Here is a 19,783-nt window from a genome sequence, read left to right as displayed (position 1 = left end):
CTGACCTGACCGGCCGTCGGGTCGGGTGACCGACACAAAATGGTGGCCGGCCAACGGAACCGAAACAGCGTCGCCCGGCGTTACAACCGGAAGCGACCATATCGATATGGGAGAGTGAGACCGATGGCCACCGACTACGACGCCCCGCGTCGCGACGAGGTCGACCTCGGCGAGGACAGCCTGGAAGAGCTCAAGGCCCGACGCGTCGACTCACAGTCGGGCGCCGTGGACGTCGACGAGGCCGAGGTCGCCGAGAGCTTCGAGCTGCCCGGCGCTGACCTGGCCGACGAGGAACTCACGGTCAAGGTGCTACCGATGCAGCAGGACGAGTTCCGGTGTGCACGCTGCTTCCTCGTCCACCACCGTAGCCAGTTGGCGGTCGAGCGCAATGGCGAGCTGATCTGCCGAGAGTGCGTCTGACCCTGACTCGGGACACCGGCGGCGGCCTCCCAGACGAGGCCGCCGCTTCGGGAACTGACACTTCCCGCCCGCCCGCCGGCGCTGACCCCGCCGGAGCCTCACCCACGGGTGGCGCCGCCGTGCGCCGGTGGCGGGAAGCTGCTTGACTCGTCACAGCAGCTTCCACCCACACCCATCGGGGAGGTCGGCGCATGGGCGAGCGCAGTGACGACGGCACGGGCGGAGGCCCGGTCACCGGCGGTCCGACCATGCCCGACGCCGCTGAGCGCGACGGGGGCGGGTCGGCCGGGGCCGAGCACGGTGCGGTCAGGCCGGCCGCGGCGGCGCCGGGTGCCGACCGGCGCGGCGGGACCGGGCGCGACGTGCCGGACGACGGCCGGACCGAGCTCGGCGCCACAGTGGCGGCGCTGACCGCCGACGACATCGAGCCGGCCCGGCGGCGGCAGCTGTTGGCCCGGCTCGTCGGGCAGGTGCGCGTCCGAGGGCTCGCCGACCTGTTCAAGCCGACGGCCGCCGTGCGGTGGATGACCGACGCCGTCGCCGAGGTCGCCCCGCACGTGCCCGTTCGTGACCTGGCCACCCTGCGCCGGCACTTCCCCGGCCTGGACGACGAGGCGCTGGCCGACCGGCTGATTCGCAACGCCGCCCGGACGACCGCCGGGATCGGCGCGGCCGGCGGTGGGATCGCGGCCGTGGAGTGGACGGTCGCCCCCACGCTCCTCTCCGCGCCGGTGCTGCTGGCCGCCGAGACGGTCGCGGTCGTGGCCGTCGAGCTGAAGATGATCGGCGAGCTGCACGAGGTGTACGGCGCCCCGCTGCCCACCGGCGGCAGCCAGCGAACGGTGGCCGTGGTCCAGTCCTGGGCCGGCCAGCGCGGGATCAATCCGATGCTGCCCGGGGTGGGCGTCGGCGCGGTGCTCGGCACGGCGGCCCGCAAGGAGCTGCGCGACACCCTGCTCAAGCGCTTCGGCCGAAACCTGACCACCCTCGGCCCGTTCCTGACCGGGGCGGCCGTGGCCAGCTACCTCAACCGGCGGGCCACCCGGTCCCTCGCCGACCAGCTCCGTGCCGACCTGCGCCGGCAGCGCCGGACGTTGCCCGGCGGCAACACACCCGCGCTGCCCTGAGCCGGCCCCGGCGGGCTCAGGCGGCGGCGTCGCGGGCGGCGAGGAGCGCCGCGGCGAGGCGTACCGGGTCGCGGGTGCTGACCACCCAGAACGGGGTGGGATCGGCGGGGTCGTCGAGCACCACCTGCACCGCCCCGGCGATCCACGGGCGCTGGACCACGAAGGCGAGTGGGTCGGCCCCGACGCCGAGCACCTCGCGGCGGCCCGTGACGTCCAGCGGGACGACGTCGGCCACGAACCGCACCGGCAGCCGGGCGTCGTCGACCCGTAGCTCCCCGTCGGCCACCGCGACCCGGATCCGTCCCAGCCACCACAGGGCGGCCACCACCGCCGGCGGCAGCACCACGAACGGCAGCCAGCCGCGCGCCCCGTCGGCGCCCATCCACAGCTCCAGGGCGAGGAAGCCGCCGAGCGCCAGACCGGCCAGCCAGGCCCACCAGGGCAGGCTGAGCCGTTCCGCATAGGCGGTGGTCACGGTGGTGGCGGGCGGCGAGGACGGTGATCGGCTCACTCCTGCAAGGGTACGGCGCACGAGCGGTGGTCGACCCGGCAGGATGGCAGGGTCACCCCGCGAACCGGACGGAAGAGGAAGACCGTGACCGACGACGTACCCGTGCCCGTACGGCTGCTCGACCCGGGGCTGCCGCTGCCGGCGTACGCCCATCCCGGCGACGCCGGGGCCGACCTGGTGGCCGCCGCGGACGTGGAGCTGCCCCCCGGCGGGCGGGCCCTGGTCCCCACCGGCGTGGCGATCGCCCTCCCGGAGGGGTACGTCGGCCTGGTGCACCCCCGGTCGGGCCTGGCGGCCAGGCTCGGCGTGACGGTGCTCAACGCGCCCGGTACGGTCGACGCCGGCTACCGGGGTGAGATTTTCGTCAACCTGATCAACCATGATCGGGAGGAACCGGCGAAGATCTCCCGTGGCGATCGGATCGCGCAGCTCGTTGTCCAGCGGGTGGAGCGGGTCGATTTCCGGCCGGCGGCCGAGCTGCCGCCGTCCCGGCGGGGCACCGGTGGGCATGGCTCGACCGGTGGACACGCCGGGCTCGTCCCGCCGTCGGCGGATCGGGCCGGCGGCCAGTCGGAAGAGGTGGCAGGGTGAGTGTGAACAGCGGAGGGTGGGCGCAGTGATCTTCTCCCGAAAGCGGGCCGGTGGCGGTCGGCAGGGCCGTGACGAGCGGGCCACCGAGGTCCTGGACGGGCACGACGCCGAGGCGTCGGGGCCGGAGCGCGGCCCGTACGACGTCGCCGAGGCCCCCGAGAGGGTGCAGCGGCTCGACCTGGGCAGCCTCCAGATCCCGGCGGTGGCCGACGTCGAGGTGCGCGTGCAGGCCGACCCGGAGGGCGTGATCCAGCAGGTCGTCCTCGTGCACGGCGAGAGCGCGTTGCAGCTCGGCGTCTTCGCCGCGCCCCGCTCCGACGGCATCTGGGACGAGGTGCGCGAGGAGATCCGCCAGTCCCTGTTCAACGACGGCGTTGCCGCCCAGGAGGTGCAGGGCGAGTACGGCCCCGAGCTGCGCGCCCGGGTGCGTACCCCCGACGGCCTGACCGACCTGCGGTTCGTCGGTGTCGACGGCCCCCGCTGGATGGTCCGCGGCGTCTTCCAGGGCGCCGCCGCCACCGACCCGGCCGCCGCCGGTCCGCTGGCCGAGTGCCTGGACGGGCTGGTCGTCGACCGCGGCCAGGAGGCCAAGCCGGTGCGCGAGCCGCTGCCGTTGCGGCTGCCCCGCGAGGTCGCCGAGCAGGCCGGCGAGGGCGCTCCCGGGGCCCCGGGCCCGATCGAGGCCTGACACCCGACTTCCACCCGGGTCCGGGCCGGCCCGTCGGCGCTCCGCCGGCGGCCCGTCCCGGGCTGCCGGGTGGTCCGCCCCGCCCGCCGCTCGGCGTACGCTGGCGGGACGGCCCGGCAGGCGCGGGGCCGGCCGGCGGAGGAGAGGGTGACGCGGAGGTCATGACGACCGACGAGGGCAGCAGGGTCTCGCTGCGGCGGCTCCTGCACCGGCTCACCGCGAGCGAGGCCGAGATCGAGGCGCAGGAGCTGCGCCGGGAGAGCGCGCAGTCCGGCGGCACGCCGGCCCGGCAGTGCATGCGCGGTCAGGTGGTCTCGGTCACCGGCAGGTTGCGTACCGTGGTCTACACCCCCCGGACCAACCTGCCCACCCTGGAGGCCGACCTGTACGACGGCAGCGACGTGGTGACCCTGGTGTGGCTCGGCCGGCGGCACATCGCCGGCATCGAGCCGGGGCGCCACCTGACCGCCCGAGGACGGGTGGCGGTGCGGGACGACCGTAAGGTCATCTACAACCCGTACTACGAGCTGGAGTCGCCGAAGTGACGGCGCGGACGCCGGGAACGGGAGAGACGCGATGACCACCGGACAGCACCGGACGACCGAACCGGGGACCGGCCCAGAGGACTCCGAGCAGCTGCCGAGCCTCGCCGAGCAGATGGCCGACCAGCTCGGCGGCTGGCGTGGGCTGGTCGAGTCCAGCATCCCGGTGGTCGTCTTCGTGATCGCCAACATCCTCGGCGAGCTGCGACCCGCGGTGATCGCCTCGGTGGCCGTGGGCCTGCTCATCGCCGGGCTGCGGCTGGCCCAGCGCCGGCCGGTGCGGCACGCGGTCAACGGCCTGTTCGGCATCGGCATCGGCGCGGCGATCGCCTGGCGCACCGGCGACGAACGCGACTTCTACCTACCGGGCATCCTCTACGGCATCGGCTACGGGCTGGCCCTGCTCGTGTCGGCGGCGATCCGGCAGCCCCTGGTGGGCTGGATCTGGTCGGTGCTGGTGGCCAAGGGGCGCTCGGAGTGGCGGGACGACCCGCGCCTGGTACGCACCTTCACCCAGCTGACCGTGCTCTGGGGCGTGGTGTGGCTGGCCAAGGTCGGCGTGCAGGCCGGGCTCTACCTTGCCCACCAGGACACCGCCCTCGGCGTCGCCCGGCTGGCCCTGGGCTACCCGCCGTACGCGCTGCTGCTGCTGATCACGGTGTGGACGGTGCGCCGGGTGACCCGCGAGGCCGCCGCCCCGGAGCCGCTGCCCGGGGCCTGAGCCGCCCACACCCGCGACCGGCCGCTCAGCGCGCGCCGCGGGTCCGCTCGACGCTGTCCGGGCCGAGGATCACCGAGCGGACCTCGTCCTCCACCTCGGCGGTGCAGACGAAGACCAACTCGTCGCCGGCCTCGATCGGGTCGTCCGGGCTGGGCACCAGCACCCGCTTGCCGCGCAGGATCGCCACCAGGGCGGCGTCCCGGGGGATCGGCACCGCGTGGATCGGCTGCCCCACGTACGGGGCGGTCGGCGGCAGGGTGATCTCCACCAGGTTCGCCTCGCCCTGACGGAACGTCATCAGCCGCACCAGATCGCCGACGGTGACCGCCTCCTCGACGAGTGCCGCCATCACCCGCGGCTTGCTCACCGAGACGTCGACGCCCCACTGCTCGGTGAACAGCCACTCGTTCTCGGCCCGGTTGACCCGGGCCACCACCCGGGGCACCGCGAACTCGGTCTTGGCCAACAGCGACACCACCAGGTTGACCTTGTCGTCCCCGGTCGCCGCGACGACCACGTCGCAGCCGGCGATGTCGGCCTCCTCCAGGCTGGCCAGCTCGCACGCGTCGGCGAGCACCCAGTCGGCGGCGGGCACCCGGTCCGGCCGCAGCATCCGGGGCTGACGCTCGATCAGCATCACCTGGTGGCCGTTGTCGATCAGCTCCTGGGCGATCGAGCGGCCCACGTTGCCGGCGCCGGCGATGGCGATCCGCATCTTCAGTGCGCTCCTTCCGGCGGGCTCCCCGCCGCCGACGTGACCGACGTCATGATGTCGTCGGTGACCAGCATGAAGACCTGGTCGCCCTCCTGCACGACGGTGGACCCGGTGGGCAGGGTGCCGATGCCGAAGCGGGACAGGTACGCCACCCGGGCGCCGGCCGCCGCCTCGACGGCCCGCAGCGGCCGGCCGATCCAGTCCTTGTGCACCGGCACCTCGATGATCGACACGGTGCTGGTCGGGTCCCGGAAGATCTCCACGTTGCCCTCGGGGACCAGGTGCCGCAGCATCCGGTCGGCCGTCCACCGGACGGTGGCCACGGTGGGGATGCCCAGCCGCTCGTAGACCTGCGCCCGGCGCGGGTCGTAGATCCGGGCGGCCACCCGGGAGACGCCGAAGGTCTCGCGGGCCAGCCGGGCCGAGATGATGTTCGAGTTGTCGCCGCTGGAGACCGCGGCGAAGGCGTCCGCCCGCTCGATGCCGGCCTGCCGCAGGACCTCGCCGTCGAAGCCGGCGCCGGTGACGGTGACGCCGGCGAAGCTCGGGCTGAGCCGGCGGAACGCGTCGGCGTCCTGGTCGATGACCGCCACCGAGTGCCCCCGGGACTCCAGGCTCTGGGCCAGGGTCGACCCGACCCGGCCGCAGCCCATGATCACGACATGCACGGTGTCCCTCCCAAGGTGCGCGCACCCGCCCGGCCTCGCCGGTGACCTGTTCGACTGCGAGCCTGCCACGTCCTGGTCGCAGGCGGGGGACGACGGTACCGCGCCCTCCCACGACCCCGCGCCCCGCCACCCCCGGCGACCGCGGGCCGGTGGTCGTACCCTTAGCGCTTGTGGCCAGTCCCACCTCGCTGCTGAAGCGGCTCCTCGTCGGTCGACCGTTCCGGTCCGACCGGCTTCAGCACACCCTCCTGCCGAAGCGCATCGCGCTGCCCGTCTTCGCCTCCGACGCGCTGTCCAGCGTCGCGTACGCCCCGGACGAGATCCTGCTGACGCTGTCCATCGCGGGCGCGTCGGCGTTCATCTTCTCGCCGTGGATCGCGCTCGCGGTGGTCGTGGTGATGCTGACGGTGGTGGCGAGCTACCGGCAGAACGTGCACGCCTACCCCTCCGGCGGCGGCGACTACGAGGTGGCCACGGTCAACCTCGGCCCCCGGGCCGGCGTCGCGGTGGCCAGCGCCCTGCTGGTCGACTACGTGCTCACCGTCGCCGTGTCGGTCTCCTCCGGGGTGGCCAACCTGGGCTCGGTGGTGCCGTTCGTGGCCACCCACAAGGTGCTCATCGCGGTCACCGCGGTGGTGCTGCTCACCGCGGTGAACCTGCGCGGCCTGCGCGAGTCCGGCACCGCGTTCGCCATCCCGACGTACGGCTTCGTGATCGTGATGGGCGGGATGATCCTGACCGGCCTGGTCCGGGTCTTCGTCCTCGGCCACGACCTGAACGCCCCGAGCGCCGGCCTGGAGATCCAGGCCGAGCACAGCGTCACCGGGTTCGCGCTGATCTTCCTGCTGCTGCGGACCTTCTCCTCCGGCTGTGCCGCGCTCACCGGCGTGGAGGCGATCTCCAACGGGGTGCCGGCGTTCAAGAAGCCGAAGAGTCGCAACGCCGCCACCACCCTGCTGCTGCTCGGCACCATCTCGGTGAGCATGCTGGTCGGCATCATCTGGCTGGCCCGGCTGACCGGCCTCCAGTTCGTCGAGGACCCGGCGCGGCAGATCCTCTCCGGCCCCGACGGGTACGTGCAGAAGACCGTCACCGCCCAGCTCGGGGAGACGGTGTTCGGGTCCGGGTCGATCCTGCTGTACGTGGTCGCCGGGGTGACCGCGCTGATCCTCTTCCTGGCCGCGAACACCGCGTTCAACGGTTTCCCGGTGCTCGGCTCGATCCTCGCCCAGGACCGCTACCTGCCCCGGCAGCTGCACACCCGGGGCGACCGGCTGGCGTTCTCCAACGGGATCATCCTGCTGGGTGTCTTCGCGGTGGTGCTGATCGTCGGCTTCCAGGCCGAGGTGACGAGGCTGATCCAGCTCTACATCGTCGGCGTCTTCGTCTCGTTCACCCTCTCCCAGGCCGGCATGATCCGGCACTGGAACCGGCACCTGCGCACCGAGCGGGACCCGCAGGCCCGGCGGCGGATGATCCGGTCCCGGGCGATCAACACTTTCGGCATGGCGATGACGGGCGCGGTGCTGGTCGTCGTGCTGATCACCAAGTTCCTGCTCGGCGCGTGGATCGCCATCGTCGCGATGGCGTTGATCTACGTGCTGATGCTGGCCATCCGCCGGCACTACGACCGGGTCGCCGCCGAGCTGGAGCCGACCGAGGCCCGGGGCGTGCTGCCCGCCCGCAACCACGCCATCGTGCTGGTCAGCAAGCTGCACCAGCCGACCCTGCGGGCCGTCGCGTACGCCCGGGCCACCCGGCCGGACACGTTGACGGCGGTGACGGTCAACGTCGACGAGAAGGACACCCGGCACCTTCAGGCCGACTGGGAGCGCAGGGAACTGCCGGTGCCGCTGACCGTGATCGACTCGCCGTACCGGGAGATCACCCGGCCGATCCTCGACTTCGTGGCCAACACCCGCCGGGAGTCGCCGCGTGACGTGGTCACGGTCTTCATCCCCGAGTACGTCGTCGGGCGCTGGTGGGAGAACCTGTTGCACAACCAGAGCGCGCTGCGGCTGAAGGGGCGGCTGCTGTTCGAGCCGGGCGTGATGGTGACCAGCGTGCCGTGGCAGCTCGCGTCGACCGCCGGCAAGAACCTCGACCGGCTGGACGCGACGCTGAGCCGGGGCCCCGCCCGTGGCCCCCGGGTCGCCCCGCGCAGCACCCTGCCGCCGCCGGCGCCGCCGGTGGCCTCCGTCCCGCCCGGCGAGAGCACCCCGATCGAGGGAGACCGACGATGACCGCAGTGGACGTGGGCGACGGCGACCGGCCCGGGCCGCTGGACGCCGGGCTGGAGGAGGCCGGGCTGCCGGACGCCGGACCGGGCGACGGGGAGCGGCGCGGGCTGGAGGAGGCCGAGCGGGTCGAGCTGACCGTCGACGCGGTCGCCCCCGGTGGGCACTGCGTGGCCCGGGTGGACGGCCAGGTGGTCTTCGTCCGGCACGCGCTGCCCGGCGAGCGGGTGGTGGCCGAGGTCACCGAGGTGCACCGGGGGTTCGTCCGGGCCGACGCGGTGACGGTGCTCGACGCCGCCCCGGAGCGGGTCGAGCCGCCCTGCCCGTACGCGGGGCCGGGCCGCTGCGGCGGCTGCGACCTCCAGCACGTTTCGCCCCAGGCCCAGCTCGACTGGAAGGCGTCGGTGGTGCGCGAGCAGCTGCGCCGCCTCGCCGGACTCACCGACTCCGAGATCGACCGGCTCGGCGTCCGGGTCGCGGCGCTGCCCGGCGGGCCGCTGGGCTGGCGCTCCCGGGTCCGCTACGCGGTCGACGCCGCCGGCCGGGCCGGGCTGCTCAAGCACCGCTCGCACGAGGTGGTGCCGATCGACCGCTGTCTGATCGCCCACCCGGCGATCCAGGAGCTGCCGGTGCTCGCCCCGAGCGGGGCCCGCTGGCCCGAGGCGGACGCGGTGGAGACGGTGGCCTCCACCGGCGGCGACGTCACCGTCACGGCCCTGGCCGACGGGGCGCCCACCCCGGTCGACGGGCCGCCGGCGGTCCGCGAGGTGGCCGCCGGCCGGGACTGGACGCTGCCCGCGTCCGGCTTCTGGCAGGTGCACCCGGCCGCGGCGGACACCCTGGTCGACGCCGTGCTCGACCTGCTCGCCCCGAAGCCGGGCGAGTCCGCCTGGGACCTCTACGGCGGGGCGGGGCTGTTCGCCGCCGCGCTCGTCGGGCGGGTCGGCCCGGACACCCGGGTCACCGTCGTCGAGTCCGCCACGCCGAGCGTCGCCGCCGCCCGGGAGAACCTGCGGGACCTGCCCCGGGTCGAGGTGGTGGCGGCCCGGGTGGAGACCGCGCTGGCCCGCCGCCGGATCATCGGGCCGGTGGACCTGGTGGTGCTGGACCCGCCGCGCACCGGGGCGGGCGCGCAGGTGGTGCGGGACGTGATGGCCGCCTCCCCGCGCGCCGTGGCGTACGTGTCCTGCGACCCGGCCGCCTTCGCCCGGGACGTGCGGACGTTCGCCGAGGCGGGGTGGCGGCTGGCGGAGCTGCGCGGCTTCGACCTGTTCCCGATGACCCAGCACGTCGAGGTGGTCGGGCTGCTGCTGCCGCCGGCCGTCGGGGAGTAGCCGGTCGTGCGGATCGTCGGGCTGATGTCGGGGACGTCGTACGACGGGGTGGACGTGGCCGCGGCGGAGTTCACGGTCGACGGGGACACCCTGCGGCTGCGTCCGTTGGGGTACGCCGGCCTGGACCTCGACGACGGGCTGCGGGCGGAGATCGGGGCGCTGCTGCCGCCGAACCCGACCACGATCGAGGCGGTCTGCCGGCTGGACAACCGGCTCGGCGAGGTGTTCGCCGAGGCGGCGGCGCGCGGGGTGGAGCTGGCCGGCGGGCGCGTCGACGCTGTCGTCTCGCCCGGGCAGACCGTGTTCCACTGGGTCGACGGCGGCCGGGCGCGGGGCACCCTCCAGCTCGGCACGCCGGCCCGGGTGGCCGCTCGGGTGGGCGTACCGGTGCTGTCGGACCTGCGGTCGGCGGACGTCGCGGCCGGCGGGCAGGGCGCGCCGCTGGTGCCGGCCTTCGACGCGCTGCTGCTGGGCGGCCGGGCCGGGCCGCCCCGGGCGGCGCTCAACCTGGGCGGCATCGCCAACCTCACCGTGGTCGCGCCGGGCGCCCCGGTCCTCGGGTACGACGTGGGACCGGCCAACGCGCTGCTCGACGCGGCGGCCCGGCGGTTCCTCGGCCGCCCCTGTGACCTCGACGGGGCCCGGGCGGCGGCCGGTCGGGTGCACGCCGGGCTGCTGGAGCTGCTGCTCGCCGAGCCGTACTACGCCGCGCCGCCGCCGAAGTCCACCGGCAAGGAGCTGTTCCACGCCGGCTACCTGGACGACCGGCTCGCCGCGCTCGGCGGGGCGGTGGCCGCCGACGACGTGCTGGCCACGCTGACCGAGCTGACCGCCCGGACGGTCGCCGCCGAGTGCGACCGGCACGGGGTGGCCGAGGTGGTGGCCGCCGGGGGCGGGGTGCGCAATCCCACACTCCGGGGCCGGCTGGCCGCGCTCGGCGAGGGCCGGTGGCGGCTGCGCGCCAGCGACGAGCTGGGGGTGCCGACCCAGGCCAAGGAGGCGTACGCGTTCGCCCTGCTCGGTTGGCTCTCCTGGCACGGCCTGCCAGGGGCGATCCCGTCGGTCACCGGGGCCCGGGAGGCGGCCGTGCTGGGCTCCTGGACGCCGTCCGGACCGGCCCGCGGCGCGCCGCCGGTCACCCCGCCCCGACGGCTGGTGATCACGGCCTGACTGTCCCCCGGTCAGACGGCTGGTTGCCGGCCGGGCTGCGGACTACCGGACGGCCGATAGACTCTTCGCTCATGAGCGTTGAAGAGGACACGGCCAACCACGGCCGGCTGCTGGGCACGGTGCGGGGTCCGCAGGACGTGAAGCGGATGACCGTCGAGCAGCTGGACATCCTCGCCGCCGAGATCCGCGACTTCCTGATCGCCAAGGTCTCCCGCACCGGCGGGCACGTCGGGCCCAACCTGGGCGTGGTGGAGCTGACCCTGGCGATGCACCGGGTCTTCGACTCCCCCCGGGACCGGCTCCTGTTCGACACCGGCCACCAGGCGTACGTGCACAAGATCCTCACCGGCCGGCAGGACGGCTTCGACAAGCTGCGCCAGCGCGGCGGCCTCTCCGGCTACCCGAGCCAGGCCGAGAGCGAGCACGACCTGGTCGAGAACTCGCACGCCTCCACCGCCCTGTCCTACGCCGACGGCCTGGCCAAGGCGTACGCGCTGCGCGGCGAGCAGCGCAGCGTGGTCGCCGTGGTCGGCGACGGCGCGTTGACCGGCGGCATGTGCTGGGAGGCGTTGAACAACATCGCCACCGCCGGCAACTCGCTGGTGATCGTGGTCAACGACAACGGCCGCTCCTACTCGCCGACGATCGGCGGCCTGGCCGACCACCTGTCGTCGCTGCGGCTCAACCCCGGCTACGAGAAGGTGCTGGACACCGTCAAGGACGCGCTCGGCAACACCCCGTTCGTGGGCAAGCCGATGTTCGAGGTGCTGCACGCGGTCAAGAAGGGCATCAAGGACGCGGTCGCCCCGCAGGCGATGTTCGAGGACCTGGGCATCAAGTACGTCGGCCCGGTCGACGGGCACGACCGCGAGGCGGTCGAGTCGGCGCTGCGGGCCGCGAAGAACTTCGGCGGCCCGGTGATCGTGCACGCGGTGACCCGCAAGGGCTACGGCTACCGCCCCGCCGAGGAGGACGAGGCGGACTGCCTGCACGGCCCCGGCGGCGCGTTCGACGTGGAGACCGGCAAGCTGGTCGCCGCCCCCTCGGTGAAGTGGACCCACGTCTTCGCCGACGAGCTGGTCGCGATCGCCGACTCCCGCCCCGACGTGGTGGGCATCACCGCCGCGATGGCCGAGCCCACCGGCATCGCCAAGCTGGCCCGCAAGCACCCCGGGCGGGTGTACGACGTCGGGATCGCCGAGCAGCACGCCGTGACCTCGGCCGCCGGGCTGGCCCTCGGCGGGCTGCACCCGGTGGTGGCGGTCTACGCGACCTTCCTCAACCGGGCCTTCGACCAGGTCCTGCTCGACGTGGCGATGCACAAGCTGCCGGTGACGTTCGTGCTGGACCGGGCCGGGATCACCGGCCCGGACGGGCCGAGCCACTACGGCATGTGGGACATGTCCGTCTTCGGGGTGGTGCCGGGCCTGCGCATCGCCGCGCCCCGGGACGCCGCGACCCTGCGCGAGGAGCTGCGCGAGGCGGTCGCCGTGGACGACGGCCCGACCATCGTCCGGTTCCCGACCGGCACCGTCGCCGCCGACCTGCCGGCCGTGCGCCGGGTCGGGACGGTCGACGTGCTGGCCGAATCGGCGCGCACGGACGTGCTGCTGGTCGCGATCGGCTCGTTCGGGCACCTCGGCACGGAGGTCGCCACCCGGGTCGCCGAGCAGGGCTTCGGGGTGACCGTGGTCGACCCGCGCTGGGTCCGGCCCGTCCCCGCCGAGCTGGTCGAGCTGGCCGCCGCCCACCGCCTCGTCGTCACCGTCGAGGACGGGGTGCGCGTCGGCGGGGTCGGCGACGCCCTCGCCCAGGCGATGCGGGACGCCGACGTCCGGGTGCCGCTGCGCGACCTGGGTGTGCCGGCCGACTGGCACCCGCACGGCACCCGCGCGCAGATCCTCGCCGACCTGGGCCTCACCGCCCAGGACATCGCCCGGGACGTCACCGGGTGGATCTCCCGCCTGGACGCCCAGCAGGACGAGCCGGTCGGCCTGCCGGCCGGCCACGGAACCGCCGCGCAGAACTGAAGGTAAGGGGCCCCTCCTCACGCCAGGCGTCGGGAAGGGGCCCTTACCGACGCCTGGCGTGCCCGAACGACGGGCGCTACGACGAGGCGCGGCGGCCGGGCCAGCGCGTACACCGGCCGGTACCCGGTCACCGGCAACCCAGGCCGGCCCGGGGCGGGCCCGGCGTCAGCGACCGCCGACCGAGCGGTAGTAGGTCTTCTCCGCGCCGGCCAGGCTGAAGGTGGCCTTGCTCACCGGCTGTGGCACCACCACCAGCCCGGGGCGGTTGACCAGCCGGGGGGTGCCCGGCGGCACCGACAGCGAGCTGTACCGGCTGGACCGCCAGCTCAGCACCACCAGCGGCTGGCCCGGCACGGGCAGCACGTACGCCTGCAGGGTGTTGGCCCGGTCGGCCGGCGAGACCACCGGGTCGCCGCCGTCTGCCGGCCGGTACACCACGGCGGTCATGGTGCCCGCGTCGGTCTCCCAGCTCAGCTGCTCCAGGTCGGCCGGGTCGCCGCCGCCCAGCGCCACCTCGCCCAGGGCGCGGACGCTCACCTTCGCCATCGGCCAGGACTCCGGCACCGAGCGGGGCGCGTCCCGGTCGCCGATCCGGCGGGGGACGCTGCCGAACGGGCCCTGCTCGTCGGCGAGCACGCAGGTGTCCAGGCCGTCCAGCGCCCGCCGGCCCGAGCCGGTCTCGTCCCGGACCAGGGGGTACCGCGGGTCCGTGGTGGCCGTACCGAGGTCGAGCATGCGGTCGGCGGCCCGGCCGCGCGGCAGCGACCGGGTGGCCCGCAGCGTCGCGGTCAGCGCCACGGCCCGGCAGGCCGGCACGTCCACCGGGTCGGTCAGCCCGTCCCGGCTGGAAAGCGCCCGGCCCTTGGGATTGAGCAGTCGCTCCACCCGGTTGGAGAGCAGGTAGCGACGCCCGCTGCCGGTCTGCACGGGGAGCACGTCGGAGTAGACGAGGTAGCCGGGCTCGGTGTACTCGCTGGCCCGGTCGACCACGTACCGGTTGCCGTCGCGGGTCAGTTGGAGCAGCCACGAGGCGCTCTCGCCAGGGACGTCGGCGGCCACCAGGGCCAGCGGGGCACCGTCCACCTCACCGGACCACAGGATCCCGGACGAGGGCAGGTGCGCGCGGTCGTCGGCCGGCGTCCGCCAGGCCCGGACCGCCTCGGTGATCGCCGCCGTCGCGGTGCTGTTGCCGGCCAGCCGCCCCCGCGCGGGCCACACCCGCAGCGTCCCGTCCAGGCTGTCGTAGCCGACGGGGAGGACGTCCGGCTTCCGGTCGGCCACCGGCCCGCAGGCCGTGCCGGCCAGCAGCAGGGTGAGCAGTGTGGTGGCCGTCATGCCGCGCCGGCGGGCTGAAGCCACCTGTACGCCCCCGATCGCGTCGCCCGGTCGTGTTCGCGCCCCACATGGTACGAGACGCCCGGACCGCGCGGACCGGCACCTCGCGCCGTCCCGTGAGCTGCGGCAGGACCGACCACATAGGACCGCCCGGTGATTTCAGGGCCCTCGCCGGCTCCGGTAGACTCCGCCGACTGTGACCCCTGCCGAGCCCCGTGGAGATTTTCCCCCGGTTCCCGACGCTCCCGGCGGGGCCGCCGCCCGGACAGCGGGGGCGACCGCCGAGCCGCCGGCCGCCGCGCGGCCCGTGGCCACCGAGCAGCCGGCCCCCGCCGCCACTCCGGTCCCCGCCGACGCTCCGGCCGGGCCGGCCGACGCCGATGCCGGGCCCGAGGAGGCGGCCCGGGCCACGGCGGAGCCGGCCCGCACGCGGCGCCCGCGGTGGACGACCCGGCGGCGGGACCTCGCCGTGTACGGCCTGTTCCTGCTCGCCGCGCTCTGGGTGACCAGCCGGATCTGGGTCGACCCGGCGGGCCGGGTCGCGTCGCTGTACAGCAGCGACCCGGCGCAGGTGCAGTTCTTCCTCGCGCACAGCGTGCGGGTGGTGCTGCACGGGGAGTTCCCGTTCTACACCGACCAGTTCAACTTCCCCGACGGGGTCAACCTGATGGCCAACACGGCCGTCCTGGCGCTCGGCATCCCGATGGTGCCGGTGACCCTGCTCTTCGGGCCGGCCGTCTCCTTCGTGGTGCTGGTCACCCTCGGCCTCGCCGGCACCGCCGCCGCCTGGTACCGGGTGCTCTCCCGGCACGTGGTGCGCACCCCGCTGGCCGCCGCCGTCGGCGCCTGGTTCTGCGGCTTCTCCCCGGCGATGCTCTCGCACGCCAGTTGGCACCCGAACATCATCAGCCAGTTCCTGCTGCCGTTCATCGTCTGGCGGGTGCTGGTGATCACCCGGTCGCGCCGGCCGATGCGGGACGGGGCGCTGCTGGCCCTGCTCGTGGTCGTGCAGGCGTTCATCAACGAGGAGATCCTGCTCTTCACCGCGATGGCCTGCGGGGTGTTCCTGATCGCCGTGCTGGTGCAGCGGCCCGCGCTGTGGTCGGCGGCGTGGCGGCCGTTGGGCGTCGCGGTGGCGGTGTGCACCGTGCTGGCCGGGGCGCTGCTGGCGTACCCGCTCTACGTGCAGTTCGCCGGGCCGATGGCGTACCACGGGCTCAGCGACGCGGTCCGGGACTACGGCAACGACATCGCCGCCTTCTTCGCCCCGGGCTCGCCCACCCTCGGCGGCAACGAACGGGCCAACGTCAACCTGGCCCCGAACTACTCCGAGGAGAACGCCTTCTTCGGCTGGAGCCTCGCGCTGCTGTCCGTCGGCATCGTGTTCTGGATGCGCCGCGAGCCGGTGGTCCGGGCGCTCGCCGCGACCGGGGCGTTCTTCGCGGTGCTCTCGCTCGGCGAGCGGGTCTCCTGGTGGGACCGGGAGCTGTTCACCGGCCCGTGGGAGCTGCTGGTGCGGGTGCCGCTGCTGGACGCGGTGGTGCCGACCCGGTTCGGGATGATCACCACGGCGGTGATCGGCGTGCTGCTGGCGCTCGCCGTCGAGCGGATCTGGTCGCTACGGCCGGCCGAGGCCCGTACCGTGCGCACCCTCGGCGTCGGCGCGCTGGTGCTGGCGCTGCTGCCGATCACGCCGATGCCGCTGAAGGTCACCTCGCGCCCTGCGGTGCCGAAGTTCATCACCGCCGACCGGTGGCGCGAGTACGTCGGGGCGGACCAGACCCTGGTGCCGATCCCGGTGCCCAGCATGGGCAACACCCACGGGATGCGCTGGGCCGCGTCCACCAACCTCGACTTCAAGATCCCCGGTGGTTACTTCCTCGCCCCGCGCAACGGCAACACGGGCGACCCGGGACGCTTCGGCGGCCGGCCCAGCGGGGTCGGCAAACTGCTGGAGGAGGTGGCCACCACCGGCCGGACGCCGGAACTGGACGACCGGCAGCGCCGCCGCTCCCTCGACGAGCTGCGGCACTGGCGGGCCGCCGTCCTGGTGCTCCCCGTCGGCCAGCACAACGCGGAGCCGCTGCGGCGTACCGTCGAGGATCTGGTCGGCCCCGGGCGCCGCGAGCTGGACGTGTGGGTCTGGGACGTCCGGACGCTGACCGCCCCGACGGCCTGATGTCGGCCCCGGCCGGCCGCCGTCCCCGGCGGGTGCGGGGCTTCGACGTCGCGGTGGTCGCCGGCTACCTCGGCCTGGCGGTGCTGCTCACCGGCGGGCAGTGGGGGCACCCCGATCGACTGTTCCACCAGGACAACGACCAGATGCTGTTCGAGTGGATGCTGGCCCGGGCGGCCCGCGCCGTCACCGGGCCGGAGAACCCGCTGCACAGCACGGCCCTGAACGCGCCGGACGGGGTCAACCTGATGGCCAACACCTCGGTGCTCGGGCTGGGCGTGCCGCTGACCCCGGTGACGCTGCTGCTCGGCACCCAGCCGGCGTTCCTGGTGGCGGTGGTCGCCTGCCTCGCCGGCACCGCCACCGCCTGGTACGTGCTGCTGGCCCGCCGGCTCGTCGGCTCCCGGGTCGCCGCCGCCGTCGGCGGCCTGGTCTGCGGCTTCGCCCCCGGCATGGTCGCCCAGGCCGGGGCGCACCCGCACATGGCCGCCCAGTTCCTGGTGCCGCCGATCCTGGGGCTGGTGTTCCGGCCGGACCCCGGCCGGGTCGGCCGGCGCGGGGTGGCGCTCGGGCTGCTGGTGGCGTACCAGGTCTTCCTCGGCGAGGAGGTGCTGGTGTTCCTGGCGCTCGCCGCAGGCGTGCTGGCCGTCGCGTACGGACTCGCCGACCGGGCGGCGGCCCGCCGGCTGGCGCCCGCGTTCCTCGGCCGGATCGGGGTGGGCGCGCTGGTGGCGGGGGCGCTGCTGGCGTACCCGCTGTGGTTCCAGTTCGCCGGGCCGGGCCACTACCGGGGGATGCCGTTCGACGCGCCGGGGTTCCGGCTCGACGCAGCCTCGTTCACCGCCTCGGCCCGGCAGACGGTGTTCGGCGACGACCACCTGCCCGGCCTGCTGGCCCCGAACCCGACCGAGGAGAACTCGTTCTTCGGGCCGGGCCTGCTGGTGCTCGCCGTGGTGATCGTGATCTGGCTGTGGCGTCGTCCGCTGGTCCGGGCGCTGGCGGTGGTCGGGGCCGTGGCCGCCCTGTTCTCCCTCGGCACGGTCGTCCGGGTGGACGGGGCGTCGACCGGGCTGCCCGGGCCGTACCGGCTCGTCGCCGGGGTGCCGCTGCTCGACCTGGTGGTGCCGGCCCGGTTCGCGCTGGTCTGCGTACCGGTGCTGGGGGTGCTGGTCGCCCTGTCCCTGGACCGGATCCGGTCGGACGCCGCCCCCGGTGACGGTCGGGCCGGCGGGCCGGCGGCGCCGGTGCGGCTGCTCTGGGGCGGCGCGGTGGCCGCCGCGCTGCTCCCGCTCGCGCCCACCCCGATCCGCACCGTGCCGGCGTGGCCGGTGCCGGCCTTCGTGGCCGACGGCGGCTGGCGGGCGTACGTCCCGGCCGGCCGGACGCTGGTGCCCGTGCCGCCGGTGACCGGGGCCGGGGTCAGCCCGGCGACGTTCTGGTCGGCCCGGACCCGGCTGGCGTTCACCGCCCCGGGCGGCTACTTCATCGGCCCCCGCGCCGCCGACGACCCGACCGCCCGCTGGGGCGCCCCGGACCGACCGACGGCCCTGCTGCTGCGCCGGGTGGCCGAGACCGGCGAGGTGCCGGTGCTGACCGACGCGGACCGCCGGCAGGCGGCGGTGGACCTGCGCCACTGGCGGGCCGCCGTGCTGGTGCAGGGCGGCCTGGACCGGGGCGACCCGGTCCGCCGCACCGTCGACCAGCTCGTCGGCCCCGGCCGCGAGATCGACGGCGCCTGGGTGTGGGACGTGCGCGGCCTGGTGGGCTGACGCCGGGGCGGGGCCGCCTCCCGGGGTGGGTGGGGAGGGGAGGAAAAGGTGGCCCTTTCGCCACCTGTCAGCGCGACCCGGCGCCTGGTTACCTGGCGGACGACGATGGTCCACCAGAGAAAGCAGGACGCCATGGCTATCCTCCGCCGAGCCCTCGCCGTCTCCGCCGCGCTCGCCGCCGCGGGCGCCGGGGTACTGGTCAACGCGTCGCCGGCGCTGGCCAGCACCCCGGCCAGCTGCTCCAGCGTCCGCCAGATCGGCACCACCCGGGTGCTGACGGTGGGTGGCATGGAGGCTGCGTCGGTCAAGCAGTACTACGGCTGCGGCTACAACTACGCCTACATCTACGTGTGGGAGCAGTACCGCAACACCCACTCGAACTGGGACCTGTACGTCCACGTGATCGACCACACGGACAGCGGCTCGGACTACGGGGTGGGCGAGCTCAACAACACCACCCGGGCGGAGCTGTGGGGCAAGCCGGCCAACACCGCTTCGCACTGCACGCACGTCACCGGCTACCTCAACTCCACGGGCGGCTCGACCAGCACGGTCTGCTGACGTCGTCCCCGGCCGGGGTGCGCCCGACCGCGCCCCGGCCCGCCCCCGCACCCAGATCCGACGAGAGGACCCCCCATGAGCGTCACCCACAAGCTGGCGAGCGTCGGCACGGTCGCCGTGCTGGCCGCCACCGCGGTCGCCGTCACCGGCGCACCGGCCCAGGCCGCCGCCTACAACGGCGCCTGCGGCAGCGGCTACACCGTGATCGACAAGATGGACGCCGGCAACGGCCGGGGAACCATCTTCCTGACGTACAACAGCGGCTGGAACTGCGTCGTCACCGTCACCAACACCCCGGGCACCAAGCAGTTCATGTCGGCGATGGTGGAGCGCTCCGGCACGAACTGGGTCAGGGACGAGGGCACCTACAGCCAGTACGCCGGCCCGGTCTACGCGTACGCCCCGAACGACTGCGTCGACTGGGGCGGCATCGTCGGCGACAAGTACATCCGCATGATCGAGTGGGACGACCACTGCGGCTGAGCCCACGCGTCACCCGGCCGGCGGTCCACCCCCCACCCGGGGGACGGGCCGCCGGACGGCCGTGGGCGGCTCAGCCGACCAGCGGGCGGACGTCCCACAGCCAGACGTCGTCGACCCGTTGCGCCGGGCCGAGCAGGGCGGTCATCAGGTCGCGCAGGACCGCCTCGCGGGGGTGCGCGCCGAGCACGACCACCGACGCCTTCCAGTAGCGCAGGTCCTCGACCGCCTGGCGGCGGTTCTCGTCGGTCAGCGGCGGCAGCGTGCCGGAGTCCATCGTGGAGTAGACCAGGGTGCTGGTCGGCCGGTTCGGGGCGCCGAAGACGCCCTCGCCGTCGGCGTTCGGGCCGATGAAGTAGCCGCCGGGAATCGGGAACGCGTGCCCGGTCAGCGCGCTCCACCGCAGGGTGGGCAGGCCGTGCACGTTGCTGGGGATCGGCACCGGCACCAGGGTCCGGCCCGCCGGCACGTAGGGCCGCCAGCCGCCGGCCGTGATGAAGCGCGGCGGCGGGTCGATCTGCTGGGCCGGCAGCGGCCGGGGCACCAGCGGCAGCACGGCGAGCGCGACGGCGGCGTACCCGACCGGGCGGAGCCAGCGGCGCGTTCGGGCCGGCCCGGCGGCGGGGCCGGTCCGGGCCCCGGCGGCCGGCGCCGGGGCCGGGGCCGCCGAGCCGGTGGTGCCGGCGGCCGAGGAACGGGGGGCCGGCA

General features: G+C 74.8%; 18 protein-coding genes and 1 pseudogene. 14 read left to right on the top strand and 5 right to left on the bottom strand.

What is annotated here, in order from left to right; genetic code table 11:
* Positions 1 to 123: 123 nt before the first annotated feature.
* Together ABT023_RS13880 and ABT023_RS13875 are read left to right on the top strand one after the other, a co-directional pair.
* On the top strand, positions 124 to 420 hold the full coding sequence (locus tag ABT023_RS13880; RefSeq protein WP_007075406.1) for a DUF4193 domain-containing protein: 297 nt from the start codon (positions 124 to 126) through the stop codon (positions 418 to 420).
* Positions 421 to 611: 191 nt separating this feature from the next.
* Positions 612 to 1,547: a hypothetical protein gene (locus ABT023_RS13875; RefSeq protein ID WP_350885188.1), complete on the top strand. Its 936-nt coding sequence runs from the start codon at positions 612 to 614 to the stop codon at positions 1,545 to 1,547.
* Positions 1,548 to 1,563: 16 nt separating this feature from the next.
* Here the strand turns inward: ABT023_RS13875 and ABT023_RS13870 are convergent, their stop codons facing one another.
* The gene (locus tag ABT023_RS13870; RefSeq protein WP_350885186.1) at positions 1,564 to 2,058 is read right to left on the bottom strand and encodes a DUF3093 domain-containing protein; all 495 of its coding nucleotides are present in this window, start codon (positions 2,056 to 2,058) and stop codon (positions 1,564 to 1,566) included.
* 84 nt (positions 2,059 to 2,142) lie between these two features.
* On the opposite strand from ABT023_RS13870, the gene dut reads away from it, so the two are divergent.
* From dut to ABT023_RS13850, 4 genes are all read left to right on the top strand, one after another.
* Entirely contained in the window at positions 2,143 to 2,649 is a 507-nt protein-coding gene (dut, locus tag ABT023_RS13865; protein ID WP_350885184.1) for a dUTP diphosphatase, read from the top strand.
* Between the two features lie 25 nt (positions 2,650 to 2,674).
* Complete coding sequence (locus ABT023_RS13860) at positions 2,675 to 3,337, top strand: DUF3710 domain-containing protein (protein WP_350885182.1); 663 nt, start codon at positions 2,675 to 2,677, stop codon at positions 3,335 to 3,337.
* A gap of 161 nt (positions 3,338 to 3,498) precedes the next feature.
* Entirely contained in the window at positions 3,499 to 3,882 is a 384-nt protein-coding gene (locus tag ABT023_RS13855; RefSeq protein ID WP_350885180.1) for an OB-fold nucleic acid binding domain-containing protein, read from the top strand.
* 31 nt (positions 3,883 to 3,913) lie between these two features.
* The gene (locus tag ABT023_RS13850) at positions 3,914 to 4,600 is read left to right on the top strand and encodes a DUF3159 domain-containing protein (protein ID WP_350885178.1); all 687 of its coding nucleotides are present in this window, start codon (positions 3,914 to 3,916) and stop codon (positions 4,598 to 4,600) included.
* 25 nt (positions 4,601 to 4,625) lie between these two features.
* Here the strand turns inward: ABT023_RS13850 and ABT023_RS13845 are convergent, their stop codons facing one another.
* Complete coding sequence (locus ABT023_RS13845; protein ID WP_350885176.1) at positions 4,626 to 5,315, bottom strand: potassium channel family protein; 690 nt, start codon at positions 5,313 to 5,315, stop codon at positions 4,626 to 4,628.
* A gap of 2 nt (positions 5,316 to 5,317) precedes the next feature.
* Entirely contained in the window at positions 5,318 to 5,983 is a 666-nt protein-coding gene (locus ABT023_RS13840) for a potassium channel family protein (protein WP_350885174.1), read from the bottom strand.
* Between the two features lie 170 nt (positions 5,984 to 6,153).
* Here ABT023_RS13840 and ABT023_RS13835 point away from each other — a divergent pair, with 170 nt between their 5' ends.
* The 4 genes from ABT023_RS13835 to dxs all read left to right on the top strand — a co-directional run bounded on the left by ABT023_RS13835 (position 6,154) and on the right by dxs (position 12,754).
* Complete coding sequence (locus ABT023_RS13835; RefSeq protein WP_350885172.1) at positions 6,154 to 8,226, top strand: APC family permease; 2,073 nt, start codon at positions 6,154 to 6,156, stop codon at positions 8,224 to 8,226.
* Positions 8,223 to 9,554 carry a class I SAM-dependent RNA methyltransferase gene (locus ABT023_RS13830; protein ID WP_350885171.1) on the top strand — a complete coding sequence of 444 codons (1,332 nt, stop codon included), beginning with the start codon at positions 8,223 to 8,225 and terminating at the stop codon, positions 9,552 to 9,554. The genes ABT023_RS13835 and ABT023_RS13830 overlap by 4 nt, the downstream gene beginning before the upstream one ends.
* Positions 9,555 to 9,560: 6 nt before the next feature.
* Positions 9,561 to 10,724, top strand: a complete 1,164-nt coding sequence (locus ABT023_RS13825) for an anhydro-N-acetylmuramic acid kinase (protein WP_350885169.1) — start codon at positions 9,561 to 9,563, stop codon at positions 10,722 to 10,724.
* 71 nt (positions 10,725 to 10,795) lie between these two features.
* The gene (gene dxs, locus ABT023_RS13820) at positions 10,796 to 12,754 is read left to right on the top strand and encodes a 1-deoxy-D-xylulose-5-phosphate synthase (RefSeq protein ID WP_350885167.1); all 1,959 of its coding nucleotides are present in this window, start codon (positions 10,796 to 10,798) and stop codon (positions 12,752 to 12,754) included.
* A gap of 165 nt (positions 12,755 to 12,919) precedes the next feature.
* Here dxs and ABT023_RS13815 read toward each other — a convergent pair whose 3' ends face one another.
* A complete protein-coding gene (locus ABT023_RS13815; protein WP_502890666.1) occupies positions 12,920 to 14,113 on the bottom strand; it encodes a hypothetical protein in 1,194 nt (397 codons plus the stop codon).
* 172 nt (positions 14,114 to 14,285) lie between these two features.
* Here ABT023_RS13815 and ABT023_RS13810 point away from each other — a divergent pair, with 172 nt between their 5' ends.
* The 4 genes from ABT023_RS13810 (at position 14,286) to ABT023_RS13795 (ending at position 19,078) form a co-directional block, all read left to right on the top strand.
* Positions 14,286 to 16,268 carry a DUF6311 domain-containing protein gene (locus tag ABT023_RS13810; RefSeq protein WP_350885163.1) on the top strand — a complete coding sequence of 661 codons (1,983 nt, stop codon included), beginning with the start codon at positions 14,286 to 14,288 and terminating at the stop codon, positions 16,266 to 16,268.
* Positions 16,226 to 18,034 carry a DUF6311 domain-containing protein gene (locus tag ABT023_RS13805; RefSeq protein WP_350885161.1) on the top strand — a complete coding sequence of 603 codons (1,809 nt, stop codon included), beginning with the start codon at positions 16,226 to 16,228 and terminating at the stop codon, positions 18,032 to 18,034. Before ABT023_RS13810 ends, ABT023_RS13805 begins: the two co-directional genes overlap by 43 nt.
* Before the next feature lie 132 nt (positions 18,035 to 18,166).
* The gene (locus tag ABT023_RS13800; RefSeq protein WP_350885159.1) at positions 18,167 to 18,595 is read left to right on the top strand and encodes a hypothetical protein; all 429 of its coding nucleotides are present in this window, start codon (positions 18,167 to 18,169) and stop codon (positions 18,593 to 18,595) included.
* A gap of 75 nt (positions 18,596 to 18,670) precedes the next feature.
* Positions 18,671 to 19,078, top strand: coding sequence for a hypothetical protein (locus ABT023_RS13795; RefSeq protein WP_350885157.1), 408 nt, complete (start codon positions 18,671 to 18,673; stop codon positions 19,076 to 19,078).
* A gap of 70 nt (positions 19,079 to 19,148) precedes the next feature.
* Here the strand turns inward: ABT023_RS13795 and ABT023_RS13790 are convergent.
* A pseudogene (locus tag ABT023_RS13790) lies at positions 19,149 to 19,783 on the bottom strand (hypothetical protein); the annotation flags it as partial.

The organism is Micromonospora sp. NPDC002296 (assembly GCF_040296145.1).
Classification (GTDB): Bacteria; Actinomycetota; Actinomycetes; order Mycobacteriales; family Micromonosporaceae; genus Micromonospora.
This window is presented reverse-complemented; position numbering and strand designations above follow the sequence as displayed.